Origin of the sequence: Collimonas sp. NPDC087041, assembly GCF_044745265.1 — a bacterium.
GTDB lineage: Bacteria > Pseudomonadota > Gammaproteobacteria > Burkholderiales > Burkholderiaceae_D > Collimonas.
The window spans coordinates 26,793-41,815 of record NZ_JBIUZX010000009.1 but is presented as its reverse complement, the minus strand read 5'-3'; the positions used below and the strand labels follow the sequence as shown (position 1 = coordinate 41,815).

Genomic DNA, 15,023 nt, shown 5'->3' with positions numbered 1-15,023 from the left:
GCTCAGACGTGCCGACCGATAAAAATGTCTGGGAGTGAAATATTCGTGGAGTCATTCAACTTTCAACCGGCATCAGGCAACTCCATTACCGTAGTCCGCTGCGAAGCCAGGCACTGCCCCATTGCGTAGAAATATGGTTGGGCGAATACGCCAACAATCGTCAGTGAATAACCAGCCACCTGGGCCGCATCGACGAAACGAACAAGGTCGAACGAGGTGGCGCCGGTTTCAAACAGGTTGTCCTGAAACCCAGGGAGCTTGCCTTTGAAGAGGCCGCCCCACACGGTTTGCAGAGATTGTGCGAACTGTATTGCTTCAGCTTGAACTTCGCCTGCGTCCACCGTTTTGGCCGCTTCTGCCGTGCGTTGTACGGATTCAATCTTCGTGGGAGCAACAGGACCAAGCGCGACATGCGGCGCATCGACGAATTGCTGGATCACCTGCGTGTAATCGGCCGTCAGGGCTTCGACGAACGCGCTATCCACCAATTCGTTTGCATAAGAAAAAGCTCCAGTCACACGACCGTCAGGATGCTCGACGATGTCCAGTTCCAGTTCAAACACCACCCGATGTCGAACATCGTTGAAATCGCTGAATGCAAGGCCACCCCACTCACGACCGGTCGTGCCGCTTGGACGCATATAGTTGAACATCACCTGAAATAGCGGATTGCCGATCGCCTCACGTGGAGTGCGCATTGCGGCGACTACATCGGCAAACGGCGTATCTGCATGACCATAAGCAGCAAGCGCGGCGTCACGCACGGTGGCGAGAACCGCGGCCGGCGAATCGGCCCGATTGAGACGGGTACGCACCACCACAGCGTTGATGAACAGACCCAATGCACGACGGGCAGCATCGCCTGTCAACTCGCGGGTTGACGCCAACACCCCTACCGGCTGGTCCGTCGCTCCGGTCGCACGATAGAACGCAACATTGAGCGCCGCATGCAGCAGCATCGGCAAGGTCGCGTGCGCCTCGAACGCCATGCTGCGTGCACGTCGCAGCAATTCCTCGTCGAGTTCAAAGGCAATCCGCCCCGCCACCCAGCGTGGCTCCGTCGCTCGACCTGACGGTGGCGGCGGCAGCACATTGGTTGGCAAATCGGCAAGCGCATTGCGCCAAAACCCGAGACGTGAAGCCGGCGCAGCGGCGGGCAACAACGGCAGATCAGGTATGACGTTTGGCGGCACGCGCGCAACCGCAGAACCTGAAACCAGTGCGACGTAAGTCGTGCGGATGTCGTCCAGCCACAGGTCAATCGAATGGCCGTCCGACACGATGTGATGGATCACCAGCGACAGCACATGCTCCCGTTCGGCCAGCCGCAGCAGACGCACCCGCCAGAGCGGCGTTTCGCCCAGCAGGTTGAATGGAGTGAGCGCATCTTCGTCAGTCAGGGCAACCGCCCTCTCCTTAGCTGCAGCGTTGCCTTCGCCAGACAGGTCGACAAGTGGCAACGCTAACGGGCAGTGCGACGCGATGCGTTGCCCCGGCAGTTCACCGGTACGCTCGACCAGCCGCGTGCGCAAGGCAGGATGACGGGCCGCGGCCAGGGAAAATGCTTCACGCAACGCATCGAGGTCGAGCACGCCGCTCAGGCGCAATGCCAGCGGGATGTTGTAGGCAGCGCTTGCCGGTTGTGTGCGCCACAGGAACCACAAGGCCAATTGAGGCGGAGATAACGGTAATACGCCATCGGCGTCGGCGACAAAGGCGACAGCATCGGTGTCGGCAGCGCCGCTTTCACATAACGGCTCCATATGCATGGAAGCGACCACGCGTTGCGCGTACTGCGCCAGGGTTGGCGCCTCAAACAGTGCACGCACCGGCACATCGCGGGCCAGCCGTTCGGCCACCCTGGTTGCCACGCGCACCGCAGCCAGCGAATGACCACCCAGTTCAAAGAAATGGTCGACGCGACCTACCCGTTCAGTGCCCAGAACTTCGCGCCAGATTTGGGCGAGCGCAGTTTCGACACCGGCCATCGGCGATTCGTACACACGCTCCACCCGTTTGGGTTCCGGCAACGCGCCGCGATCGACTTTGCTATTCGTATTGCGCGGCAGTGCATCGAGTATGACGATGTGCGCCGGCACCATGTAATCGGGCAAGGTGTGACGCAGGTGCGCGTCCAGTTCAGCAGCATCCGCCGGCGCCTGGCGCTGCCGTGCCTCTGCGCTCAACTCGACATAGGCAACCAGCGCCGCCTGCGCTCCCTTGCCGTACACGATCGCCACTGCTTCGCGTACATCCTCGTGCGCCGCCAGCTGGGCCTCGATCTCACCCAGCTCAATGCGCAAGCCGCGCAACTTCACCTGATGGTCGACGCGACCGATGAAATCGAATACGCCATCGGCGCGCCGCTTGACCAGGTCGCCGGTGCAGTACAAGCGCGCTCCCGGCGCACCAAACGGATCGGGCACGAAGCGTTCGGCGGTAAGTGCCGGACGGTCAAGGTAACCACGCGCCACGCCGACGCCTTCGCCACCCAGGTACAGCTCGCCGATCACCCCAACCGGCAATGGATTGAGACGGGCGTCAAGCACATGCGCGGTGCGCGCGCCAACCAGCGTGCCGATCGGCAGATAGGCGCTGTCGGCCAGCTTGGCGCCATCGTCATCGGGATAGAACATCCACAGCATCGGCGTAATGACGGTTTCGGTCGGCCCGTAACCATTAACGATCCGCACATTCGGAAAAGCCCGTCGCATCAGGGAAAACGCCTCGCGTGATGTCGCCTCGCCGCCCACCGTCAGCGAGCGCAAGGTAGGCGGCGCGCCGTGCATCAATGCCCACTCGGCCAGCTGCGCCGCGCAACCCGGCGGCACATAAGTCATGGTGACGCCTTCGCGCACCATCATCTTGCAGGTCTGCGCCGGCGGCCAGAGCGTGTCGGCGGCCACCGCCACTGCTGCACCTGACATGTATTGGGAAAACCAGCCTTCGTGCGCGCCATCGAAATTCACCGACTGGAACAACAGGAAAACATCGTCTTCGCCGGCGCCGTAGCGTTCGGCGATGGCCGCGCAATGCCGGGAAAACGAAGCATGGTCGACGACCACGCCTTTCGGTTTTCCTGTCGATCCGGAGGTGTAGATCACATAAGCAGCCTGTGTCGGCGCCACAGCGGGCAACGTAATCGACGCGGTTGCGCGATCATCCCTGCCCGCGCCATCCTCATCCACCAGCCAGACGCGCAGGGCCGGCGATTGCGGCAACGCCGGCAGACTCTGCTGTTCGGTAATCACGTGGGTGATGCCGGCATCGCCGAGAATCTGCGCCAGGCGATCCCGAGGATGGGCCGGATCGAGCGGGACAAAGGCGCCGCCCGACTTCAGTACCGCGATCAGGCCAATCAACAGATCGACCGATCGGCCAAGTGCGACACCAACCCGCATCTCCGCGCTGACTCCCGCCGCAATCAGGCGCTGCGCCAGCCGGGTCGCGCGCTCGTCGACTTCGCCGCGAGTCAAGGCACGCTGCATGTCGGCGATGCCACGCGCATCCGGCCGCACGCGGGCATGCTCGGCAATATGCTCATGCACCGCTTTGAAAGCATCCTGTCGAAGCGGTTGATTGTGATTCCAGGCTTCCAGCTGCGCACGCTCGATCGCCGGCAGCCACTGCAGATCGCACACCGCCGTTTCAGGTACTGCCACGGCATTCGACAGCAAAGTGACAAAGCGCTCGGCAAGCCGTTCGATGGCATCGGCTTCAAACATGTCAGCCGCATAAGTCAGACCGGCATCAATCGCGCCATCGTCGTGTTCTTCAAAGTTGAGCGTCAGATCGAATTTGGCGAACGGCGTACCGGATGGCAGCATGGTGATCGACACGTCCGCCAACGACGGCAGATGGCGACGTGCGCCGTAGGCAGCCATCACCTGGAACAGCGGATTGTGGCTGGCGCTACGCACCACGCCAAGCGCTTCTACCACTTGCTCGAACGGCACATCCTGGTGCGTCTGCGCATCAATTAAATTGTTCTGAACCTGGTCCACCAGCGTGGCGAACGGTTGGGTGTAGCCAATTCGCGTGGCGAGCGTCAAGGTATTGACAAAGAAACCAATCAAGCCGACGGTTTCAGCACGCTCGCGGTTGGCCGACGGCACGCCGATCTGGATATGCGTTTCGCCGGAGGCACGTGCCAGCAATGCATTCAATGTTGCCAGCAACACGGCGAACGGCGTTGCCCGGCGCGTATTGGCCAGCGCACGGATACGCTGCGCCAGTTGGGCATCAATCCGGAACATGTGACGCGCGCCGCGCGCACTGCGCTGTGCCGGCCGCGGTGCGGCGCCAGGCAGCATCAACACATCGCGGTTGGCATCCAGCTGGCCGCGCCAGTATTCAAGCTGCGATTCGCGCTCACCGGCATCGAGCCAGCGGCGTTGCCACAAGGCGTAATCGGCATACTGGATTGGCAGCGGCGCCAGCGCGACCGTTTCTTTCATTGCGTACGAGCGATACAGCGAACTCAGTTCGGCCAGCATGACATCGACCGACCAGCCATCGGCGACGATGTGGTGCATGGTGATGGCCAGCCAATGTGTTGCCGCATCCAGGCGTATCAAATGCGCGCGCATCAATGGCCCCTGCGTCAGATCGAATGGCTGCGCTTCGTCGTTGTGTGCCAGCTGCTCGGCTTGCGCCGTGCGTACCGCTGCCGGCAAGTCGCTCAGATCCATCATGCGCCAAGGACAACGTGTCGGTGCATGTACGGTCTGCTGCACGCCGTCCGCACTTTCTGCAAAGGTTGTGCGCAAGGCTTCATGGCGCGCAATCAAGGCATCGCAGGACAAGCGCAAGGCATTGGCATCGAGCGCGCCATCAAGCTGCAAGCGCTCAGTGATGTGGTATGCAGCCGGCTCGTCGATCATGCGCGCGTGCAGCCACAGGCGTGTCTGAGCGAACGAAGCGGGCACACTTGCCGCACGTTCGGCACGCGGCGGAATCGGCAGCATGCGGAAATCGATGCCAGCAGTAGTCAGCTTTTGCAAAAACAGCTTGCGCTGGGCGTCGGGCAATTGCGCGAAACGGGCTGCCAGCGAAAGCAGATCTGGTTTTACAGTCGTCATCAGTGAATCCTCATTCCATCTCCAGTTCGCCCAGCAAGGCATCAATCGCGCTGGCGGCGTCTATTCCACCGTTCGCGCCGCGCTCTGCAAGCGTCTGGTCGATCAAGGCCGCACAGCGTTCCAGCGTGCGTTCGTCGAATAGCGTGCGCAGCGGCAGCATCAGGCCCCAGTGCAAATTGACCTGGGCGTTGGCCTGGATCGCCAGCAGCGAGTGGCCGCCGCGCATAAAGAAATCGTCGTCGCGATCAACGGCATCCAGGCGCAGCACGCGCTGCCAGATGGCGGCAAGCGAGCGCTCGGTATCGGTGCGCAAGGCAACCGCGATCTTTTTCTGGCGTACAGGAACAGGTAAGGCATTGCGATCGCACTTCCCGTTAGGTGTCACGGGCAGCGCGTCCAGTTCGATGATCTGCGCCGGCACCATATAAGCAGGCAACTGCGCGCGCAGCATCTCCAACAGCATTTCCTGATCAAGCGCCGTTTCCGGTGCGCGCGCCACGTAAGCCACCAATTGTTCTTCGCGTACGATCACGACAGCGTCGCGCACACCGGGCGCGATCCGCAGCAAGGCTTCGATTTCACCTAGTTCAATGCGCTGGCCGCGCAACTTCACCTGGGTGTCGATGCGGCCAAGGTAATCGAGCGCGCCATCGGTTCGGCGTCGCGCCAGGTCGCCGGTGCGGTACAGGCGGGCGCCCGGCACAAACGGATCTGGTACAAAGCGTTCTGCTGTCAATCCAGGCCGCCCCAGGTAGCCGCGGGCAAGGCCGACACCGCCCAGATACAGTTCGCCCACTCCGCCTTGCGGCGTCGGCTGCAGCGCGATATCCAGCACATGCAACTGGAGGTTGGCGATGGGATGGCCGATCGGTACCGAAACCGCGCGTCCATCGGCTGCCGTGCAGGTCCAATGCGAAACGTCGATGGCAGCCTCGGTCGGACCGTACAAATTGACCAATTGCGCATTCGGCAACAAGCGAGCAACCCGCGCCACCAGTTCCGGCGCCAATGCTTCGCCGCTGGCGACTATCCGTTCGATGCTGGCGCAACGTGCTGCAGCCTTGAAATCGTCCAGATAAGCCACAAAGGCTGCCAACATCGAAGGCACGAAATGCAAAGTCGTCACTTTATGTGTGTCGATCGCCAAGACCAGCCGGGCCGGATCGCGATGATCGCCCGGCGCTGCAATCGCCAGTTTGGCGCCGACTGCAAGCGGCCAGACGAATTCCCAGACCGATACGTCAAAGCCGAACGGCGTCTTGTGCAGCACCACGTCATCGCGTTGCAACTGGTAGGCGGACTGCATCCACGCAATCCGGTTGGCCAGCGCGCGGTGCGTATTGCCGGCGCCCTTCGGCTTGCCGGTAGAACCGGATGTATAGATCAGATACGCCAGCTGCTCTGCCGTGACATCAATTGGCTGTACCAGCTTTTTTCCGCCTTGCATCAACTCATCCACGGTCAGGATGCATGTCCCTGGGCGCTCCACCGCAGCGTGAACCCGCTGGCGCAGATGCGTTTGCGTAATCACCACTGCGGGTTGTGCATCGTTGAGCATGTAAGCGATGCGCTCGGCGGGATAATCCGGATCCACGGGCAGATAGGCTGCGCCGGACTTGAGCACGGCCATCAGCGCCACCACCATATCGAAAGAACGCTCAACGCACAGCGCAACGGCCGTGTCGGGCTGTACACCAGCTGCCACGAGTGCGGCAGCGACGCGATTTGCGCGTTCATCGAGCTCGCGGTAAGTCATCGTCTGCACGTGCAGACCGTCAACGAATTCCAGCGCTATCGACTCAGGCGTTTCGCGGACGGCGCATTCGAATTGCCGATGCAACGCCAACTGCTGCCGATCAGGCCACTCCTGCGCTGTGGCGTTATGTTGTTCCAGGGCGACAAGATCACCTGCAGCGATCACAGACAGCGCACCAAGCGCCGCCTCCGGCAGCGCGAGGAAACCGGCGACAGCAGCGGCAAATGCCTGATGCAACTCGACGACGCGAGCCTGGTCGATGCGCGCCGCATCGTAGCCGTAGTCAATCGTCAGGGTCGCTCCTGCCTCTATCACCAGCGTCAAGGCAAAATCGGTGGCTTCAATATTGCGCAGGTCGCGCATCCTGAGCGCGCGCTCGTCACGTCCTTGCCAGGCTTCATCGACCGGATAGTTCTCGAACACCAGCAACGTATCGAACAGTGCGCCACCGTGCCCCGCCCATTGCTGGATTTCAGACAGCGGCGTATGCGCGTGTTCGGCGGCAGCTGCGTTGTCGCTTTGCAGCTGATGCAGCCACGTCACGGCCGAAACTCCAGGCGCAGGAGTCGTTATGACCGGCAAGGTATTGATGAACAGCCCCAGCACAGTATCGGCATCCGGCAACGCATCGGGGCGGCCTGCTACCGTAGCGCCGAACGCTACCGTTGCCTGGTTCGTCATGCGCTGTAGCGCCAGCGCCCAGGCGCCTTGCACCAGCGTGTTGAGCGTCACTTTCAGACGACGCGCGGTGTCGTTCATGCGCTGCGTCACCTCGGCTGCAAATTGTGCGCGCCAAACACGATTTCCTGCTTGAGTGTCGCTTGCGAAATCTGGACCGGCTATCGCGGCAACGCATGTCGGTTGTTCAAGATGCGCAAGGCGCTGTAGCCAGAAAGCGCGCTCGGCGCCAATATCGCGCGCGCCGAGCCACGCGATGAAATCGCGGTAGCGTGTTTTCGGCGCAGCGGCAAACAGCTGGGGACGTTGTGGCTCGATATAGTCGCGCAGCACCTCGGCAAAGAATCGTGCCGTACTCCAACCATCGAGCAACAGATGATGCCGGGTCCAGACCAGACGCCATTCGTCTTCCTTGAAGCGAATCAGCGCCACGCGCATCAGCGGTGGTGCAGCTAGGTCGAAACTGCGTACCCGATCGGCGGTGAGCCATGCATTGAATGCGGTTTCAACTACCTCTTGCTGCCCGCGCCAATCGAGGATTTCAACCGGCATTTTTGCCTGACGATGGACAATCTGCACCGGTATCGCTTCGTCCGGCGTAAATCCGGTTCGCAATATGTCATGCCGCGCCACCGTTGCTTCGAAAGCGGCACGCAGGCGCGCCACATCCGGTGCAATCAACGTGGCGACCAATTGATTGACATAGGTGGCCTGCTCAGGCGCAAGCAATGACTGGAACAGGATGCCCTGTTGCATCGGCGACAAAGGATACGCATCTTCGATCGTACGCAGGTCCAACGGCAAACGTTCCAACGCAGCTTGTGTGAAGCCCGCAACGCGTGCCAGCGGATAGTCGGCGAGTGTGGCGCAAGCTCCGCTCCGCGCCAGGCGTGCGGCACAGGCTGTCGTCATGTCGGCAAGCGCTGCTTCAAAGCGCTGGGCCAAGGCTTCGATCGTCGCACGTTCGAATTGTGTCTTGCCGTAAACCCAGTGCACCTTCAAGGTGCGCGGACCGTCCGCATCGATATAGGCATGTATGGCCAGCGCATTGCCGAGCGGGCCGGCAGGATCGCGCTCTTGCCCGGCACCGCCGAAGCTGGGCACCAGTGCCGCATCGCGCGGCGCGTCGAACTGTCCCAAATAGTTAAATGTCACCCGCGGACGCGGTACTTCGGCAAGCGCAGCGCGCGTCGATGTATCGCCATAATGGCTCAATACGCCGAAACCGAGCCCCTTGTTCGGCACTACACGCAACGCATCTTTGGCAGCACAGAGTGTCGCGACGCCTGTATCTCCGACCGTGAAGGAAACCGGGTAGTGGCTGGTCAGCCAGCCAGGCGTACGGCTAACATCGAGATCGTCAAACAGCGCTTCGCGGCCGTGTCCTTCCAGTTCAAGGCGGCACGATGCGGTTCCGGCGTGTGCGCCGATGGCTTGCGCCAGCGCCGCAGCCAGCAGGTCGATCATTTGCGTACGATATGCCGCATTCGCCTCGGTCAACGCGGCGCGCGTCAGTTCTGCATCCAGTGCTTGCATCACCACTTCTGCATCGGCGTTGGTCGCCGACGCGTGCGGGTGATCCAGCGGCAAATCATCGTGCTGCGTTGCCAGCGATGCCCAATACGGCAACTCAGCCAGGAACGGTGAACCCGCATCGACAGCTGCGCCGGCAAGCCGCGCGGCCCATTCCTGCGCACTGCTTCCCGTCGTCTGAAAACGCATGCTGCGGCGTTCACGCGCAGCCCGATATGCCGCATCAAGATCTTCCAGCAGCACGCGCCAGGAAACGCCGTCGACGATTACGTGATGAATCGCCAGGTAGACCAGTGTCCGGCCGTCGGCCAAGGTTGCGGCAAAGGCGCAGGCCAGCGGGCCGTGCTCCAGGTCGAGCGTGCTCTGCAGCGCATTAAATTGTGCCAGTGCGTCGCCCTCATCAAGTACTGCGGCGACCGCCAATGGCAAAGTATCGAAGGCCTGCGCAGCCCTGCTGATAAGCCATGATCCTGTGTCATCTTTGGCAAAGCGTTGCTTGAATATCTCGTGATGCGAGAGCAATCCCTCAAATGCGCGGGCGAAAGCGTCAAGATCAAACGGCTCGTGCAGATCGAACCTGACCGATTGGTTCCAGTGGCCGCGCCGCGGAATGTCTAACGAGAAAAAGCGTAGCTGGGCTGGCGTCAATATCAATTTCTCAACACCCTCCGGTTTTCCGAACTCAGTTGGCTTCGCTTGCTGCGTCGGCGCAGCATTTTCAGTCACGGTGGCGACCTGCCCCAGTTGTCGAATTGTCGGGCCATCGAACAACTGCTTCGGCGTGAAACGGACACCGCGCTTGCGTGACCTGGCGATCACCTGCAGCACCAGGATCGAATCGCCACCCAGTTCGAAGAAATTGTCTTCACGCCCGATCGTTCCGGCTTTTAACACTTCTTTCCAGACCGCCGCCAGGGTTTCTTCGACGGCGCCGCTTGGCGCATCGCCTGCTGCTTCGGCAGGCGCGGGCGCGACCGCTAATGTCCTTAATGCCTGGCGATCAACCTTGCCATTAGGTGTCACCGGCAGGACATCCAGCAAGATCAACTGCGCCGGCACCATGTAGTCCGGCAAACGCGCCGCCAATGCTGCGCGCACCGACGCAACGTCAAGTTTTGCGCCGAGGCGTGGCGTCACAAATGCAGCCAGGCGCAAGCGTCCTTCTTGCTCGACCGCCACCGTTTCCGCCTGGGCCACGCTTTGCAGCCCGCGCAACACTGCACTGACCTCGCCAGGCTCGACCCGATAGCCGCGGATTTTTACCTGGTCGTCAATGCGCCCCAGGAAATCCAGGCGCTGATCGGCACGCAGCCGCACCCGATCGCCGGTGCGGTACAGACGTTCGCCCGGCGCGAAGGGATGCGGCACGAATCGTTCGGCGGTCATCGCCGCTTGCCCAAGATAGCCGCGCGCAACGCCAGGGCCGCCGAGATACAGTTCGCCGACCGCGCCGCTCGGTACGCTGGCGCCGTGTGCGTCAAACACATAAGCATGCGCATTCGGCAACGGACTGCCGAGCGGTACGCTCCGCGCCGATGACGACATTTCTGCACGCAGGCCGGCCTGTGCTGGTGCCGATGTATCGCATGCCAAGGCGCCAACCGTTGCTTCCGTTGGGCCATAATGATTGATCACGCGGCAGCCCGGCTTGAGCGCCTCAATGCGTGCAACCAGCGCCCAAGGCAATGCTTCGCCGCCCAGCACGATGGCATGCGCTGGCAACACGTTAGCCGGCTGTTGCGCATCGAGCAGTGCGTGCAGATGGCTTGGGACGATTTTCAGCACACCGACCTTGCGTGTGCGCATTTCATGGGCAAAACGGTCCGGATCGAATGCGCATTCGGCCGGCAACAAGTGCAGCGTGCGTCCGGAGCACAATGCGCCGAATAAAGTCGTATGACCCAGATCAGCGCCTACCGTGGAAACCATCGCCATCGACGCTTCGGCGGAGAAGGACAGTTCATCCAGCATCCCCTGCACATAATCTGCCAGCGCCCGATGGGAAACCGTCACGCCCTTGGGGCTGCCGCTGGAACCGGAGGTATAGACCAGATAAGCCGCCTGTTCCGGCATCGGCGGCAACCGTCTGGCGGCACCGCTCATCGCGCACGGCGTTTGCGCCAACTCATCCAGCCCAAGCGCTTGTGCGCCACCGATGTGAGAGACATCATCAGCTCGGCGGGCAACTAATACCCGCTGCGACTGACAGGCATTGATCGCGCTGGCCAGGCGCTCTGCCGGCAGCGCTGGATCGAGCGGCACAGCGTACGATCCGGATTTGAGCACGGCGAGCAACGCCACGACAAAATGCACGGAGCGCTCGATGCAGATGGCGATTGGCCGCTCTGCTGCTGCCCCATGTTGCTGTAACGCCAATGCGACGCGATCCGAAGCGTCGTCCAGTTCGGCGAACGTCAGTTGTGTATCGGCGTCCGCCAATGCAATCCGGTGCGGCGTTTCACCGACATGCTGCGCAAACTGCGCCAGCACGCTATTGAATGCCGGCGACAACGCGCGGCCATGCCGTGCGGCGTTGACATCAGCACTCTCTGCACAATCCAAATCGACAATTTTCCGAGTCGGATCGCTTACCGCATCGGTGACCAGCGCAGCGTAACTGTGCAGCCAAGCCTGCGCCGTGCCTGCATCAATGCCATCCAGCGCATAGGCAGCAATCAGTTCGATGCCGCGCGGATCGTCGGTAAAATCCAGGGCCAGATCGAAACGCGCCGCAAGGTCCAGGCCCGGCGACATGCGAACCGTAGCGCCTGGCAGATCGGCAGTTAATGCGAGATCGAATTGTTGTGCGAATTTGACCCTGAGCCATTCGTCGCCGCGCCGCACCGGCGGTTTCGCGGCATCGACGACCTGATCAAACGGCACATCCTGGCATGAAAACGCATCCAACGCGGTTGCCCGTACCGCATCCAACAGCGCCGAAAACGGCTGTTTCGGCGTCACGTGCGCGCGCAATGCCAAGGTATTCAGGAACAGGCCGAGCAACGGCATCGTTTCTGCATACTGTCGATGCGCTGTCGGCACGGCGACCACGATGTCGGCGGTTCCGGTCAAGCGATACAACCAGGCGTCAAATGCCGCCAGCAGCACCGCAAATGGCGACGTGCGCGCGCGCCGAGCGAGTTCGCGCACCGCACCTGAAATTTCCTCCGAAAGACGCAACACGACGCGGCCGCCGCGATAATCGCGTTCGGCGCTGCGCGGACGGTCAAGTGGCAGCGCCAGCGGCGGCGGCGCGTCGCGCAATGCGTTACGCCAATAGCCGAGCTGACGCTCGCCCTCGCCTGCTGCCAGCGTGTCGCGCTGCCATTGGGCGTAATCGGCATATTGAATCGGCAATGCGGGCAAGGCAACCTCATCGCCGCTGACAAACGCCGTATAGGCTGCAGTCAACTCCTGGAATGCGCAACGCGAACTCCAGCCGTCGCTGACGGCATGATGGGTGGTCAGCATCAGGCGCTGCGCGGCATCGCCAAGTGTCACCAGTGTTGCTCGCACCAGCGGACCATTGGACAAATCGAAGCCTGCCGTCACCTGGTTTTCCGCTAGATCGGCCAATTTTTGTGTGCGCTCAGCGACGTCGTTTGAACTTAAATCGATATGAACGATGGGCACAGGAAGACGCGCATGAATCCGCTGCATCACGATGCCATCATCATTTTCGACCAGCGTAGTGCGCCAGGCCTGATGCCTTTCCATCACGTGATCGAGCGCACGCTGCAGCACATCAAGTTGCAGAACGCCGCTCACATCCCAATCCACGGCGATATGATAGGCGGCTCCGGCGTCGCGGGTCTGCGCCAGCACCCAGAAACGCTGCTGCGCGTAGGAGACGGGATAGTCAACATAGGAAGCGCCGCCGTTGCTCAGCAAGCCGCGTTGCGCCGGAATGCGATACGCCTGCGTTTCGATATCGCTGCGCTCGATAAGCAACGCCAGCTCAGCAAGCGAAGGATTATCGAACAGCACATCCAGCCGCAGGTTGACGCGCCATTCGACCCGGATTGCTACCTGCATCTGCATCGCCGCGAGCGAATCGCCGCCACGTGCAAAGAAGCGGTCTTCGCGGCCGATAGGTGCTGGATCGTTCAGCAGCCGTTGCCACAATTCCGCCAGGTTGCGCTCGACGGCTGTTTCCGGCGCGATGTGGCCTTCACCAATCGCATGCGGTTGCGCGGCCACGGCAGCGCGCAGCGAGGCCTTGTCCAGTTTACCGTTGAGTGTGTAAGCCAGACGCTCAAGACGCACAAAACGGTGCGGCAGCCAGGCCGGCGGCAGGTGTTGCGCCAGGTATTCTTTCAGTTGCTGATCGTCCAGCGCCGCACTCAGTACCACGCACGCGATCAGTTGCGTGCGTCCGCTCACCGGCTCCGCCAGCACAGCCGCGTCGGCGATGTCCGGATGCGCCAGCAGGCAGGCGGCGATCTCGCCGGGCTCCACCCGCACGCCGCGGACCTGCACCTGGTCGTCGATACGACCTAGATAGTCAAAGGAGCCGTCCGGGCGCTCCCGCGCCAGGTCGCCGGTGCAATAGATACGGCTACCTGGCGCGCCACTCGGATCCGGCAGGAAACGTTCTGCGGTGAGCGCTGGCCGCCCGTGGTAACCGCGCGCCAGACATAGCCCGCCAAGCAACAGCTCGCCTTCTGCCCCAGCCGCAACCTCATCTATCCTGGCGATCCGCGGCCCGATCGGCCAGCCGATCGGTAACGATGTATACCCGTTGCCTTGTTCAAGGAGCGGCACGTCGGCAGGATCGACCGGCCACAGCATTGGCGAAATGATCGCTTCAGTAGGCCCGTAACCATTCACCAGGCGAATTGCCGGAAACACGCGTCGAATTTCTTCGAAAGTATCCTGCGACATCGCCTCGCCACCGAACAGCAGCACGCGCAACGCCGATGGCACGCCGGAGCGTTCACACGCCAGGGCAAATTCACGCAGATATGCCGGTGGCAGCGTCGTATTGGTGACACCCTCCCGTTCCATGACCTGGCGCGCAGTTTCGGGCGGGAACGGCGGCGGATCGCTGATCACGACGCTGGCGCCAATTGACAACGGCGCCAGCCACGCCTCTATCGACACATCGAAATTCACCGATGCGAAATGCAGCAATCGATCGCTGGGGTCGATAGGCAGCGAAGCATTCAACGCATCGCAGTGCACGGCAAGCGGTCCATGCTCAACCACTACCGCCTTCGGCGTGCCGGTAGAACCGGATGTATAAATCATGTAAGCAGCGCTGTGCGGATGTACCGGCGCATCCCCCTCGTCCAGGTACAAATCGCTACCGGCATCCATCTCTTCATTGCCAACCACAAAACAGTGCGAGAATCGCGCCCGCATGGCGGCATCGGCCGTCGCGTCAACGATGCCATGGGCAAGCCCGGCGTCCTGGACTATCCAGTCAAGGCGCGCGGCCGGATGGCGAGGATCCAGCGCGACGAACACGCCACCTGCCCTCAATACAGCTAGCAATGCCACAAATAAGTCGCAAGAACGCTCGACACACACACCAACCCGCACCTCGGTCGATACACCAGATGCCCGCAATCTAGCTGCAAGCCGCGCAGCGCGCCGATCCAAATCGCCGCGCGACATCCGCACGGCGTGCGGCGAGAAAGACGCCAACGCCGGCGCATCGGGGTCAAGACGTGCCTGCGCACGGATTTGGTGGTGCAATGCGATCGGAAAGCGCGTCATAGGCATAAAATCCTTTTGTGTAATGCTTTGTCAACGATGAAGCCGCAGCGGCGGTTTTTTGCCGGACCGCGCATCAAGCGCCTGCAGTGGCGAAGCGCCACGACAAGTCCGGCCGCAAGTAAGGCCTCTTTGCTGGATTGACGAACCAGGCGTCGGAATCTTTAGTCAATTCCGTCAGAAAGTTGTTTTTTCCTCTTTTTCTTCCCAATGGCGGCAACGAACTAAAAACGGCCTAAAGATTTGGGGCAGTCATT

General features: G+C 61.5%; 2 protein-coding genes. Both read right to left on the bottom strand.

What is annotated here, in order from left to right; genetic code table 11:
* Positions 1-62: 62 nt before the first annotated feature.
* Entirely contained in the window at positions 63-5,081 is a 5,019-nt protein-coding gene (locus ACIPF8_RS16625; protein WP_400423091.1) for an amino acid adenylation domain-containing protein, read from the bottom strand.
* Between the two features lie 10 nt (positions 5,082-5,091).
* Positions 5,092-14,769 carry an amino acid adenylation domain-containing protein gene (locus ACIPF8_RS16620; RefSeq protein WP_400423089.1) on the bottom strand — a complete coding sequence of 3,226 codons (9,678 nt, stop codon included), beginning with the start codon at positions 14,767-14,769 and terminating at the stop codon, positions 5,092-5,094.
* Positions 14,770-15,023 lie beyond the last annotated feature (254 nt).

Excerpts from the sequence above, each read along its gene's own strand:
- ACIPF8_RS16620 (WP_400423089.1), bottom strand. The coding sequence starts at position 14,769 with ATGACGCGCTTTCCGATCGCATTGCACCACCAAATCCGTGCGCAGGCA.
- ACIPF8_RS16625 (WP_400423091.1), bottom strand. The coding sequence starts at position 5,081 with ATGACGACTGTAAAACCAGATCTGCTTTCGCTGGCAGCCCGTTTCGCG.